The sequence below is a fragment of the Bacillus sp. LR--39 genome, assembly GCF_053613335.1.
Window position 1 is genome coordinate 1 of record NZ_JBSIOT010000421.1, and the last position, 981, is coordinate 981.

Consider the following 981-nt stretch of genomic DNA (forward strand, 5'->3'; position numbering starts at 1 on the left):
AGCTTCTCTGATTTTGCCGTCTCATTCCATTTAGAAATGACTTTTTCTTTCTCCTCTGGCAACAGAAGCTCCATTTGCCCAATCAGCATGTCCTCTCCGGCAGAAGCCGTTTGCAGCAGCTGCAAAATACGCCGCTGATGAAGCTTAATATCAGACTCACTGTATACCTCGGGATTCGCATCAACATCAATTCGCAGCCCGCTGCCGTCTGTTCTGTCATATACATTGATTGATAGATCATCAACAGGACCGGCTGAAAGATTATGCGTTGTGCCCAGGACGCCGGCAAAGTCGAGACCGTAATCAAACGGCATAAGATTGATTTGAGGGCCAAATAATCTATGATTTTCACCTATCAATTTCAGATCGCGCCGAAGCTCTTCATGGCGATACTTATGATGTCGCCGAATACTGCGGATTTCCCGGGAAATTTGCTGAATCAGTTCAGAAAAGCTCATCGAAGAGCTTACCGTCAGCCGGAGCGGGAGAAGGTTCATCACCATAGCCGGTACATTCAGTGACGCGGACCCTATCCGACCCATCATGGGCAGGCCGAGCACAACATCCTCAGAGCCGGTCATACGGTGCACATAAACAGCTGACACCGCAATCATGACTTCATGCCAGCTTCCTGAGAAATAGCGCGCCGCTTCTTTTAACGCGTTTACATCAGACGGAGGCAGATATGCCGTATGACGAAGAAAACTGTTAGATGTTCTCGGCGCCCGATCAGCTAAGCTTACAACTTCAGGTGCATCTGCAAAACAGTCCAGCCAGAATTGACGATCCTTCTCATACTGCTCTGATCCGCGATAATCTGTATCCTCCTCCAAAATGGCCTGGAGAGACCCAAAGGAACGGCCTTTAGCTGTTTGTCCTTTTATAAGCGCAGTATATGTACTTGCCACACGCTGGGCTATCAGGGAAAAACCGAAGCCGTCGATCGCTATATGATGAATGCGCTGATACCAAAAGAAACGA

Annotated in this window: 1 protein-coding gene; it reads right to left on the reverse strand. The window is 48.4% G+C overall.

The annotated features are described in order from the left end of the window. Positions 1–981, reverse strand: a 981-nt coding sequence (locus ACWHAR_RS23740; RefSeq protein ID WP_452088025.1) for a condensation domain-containing protein, incomplete at both ends; no start/stop codon positions are given.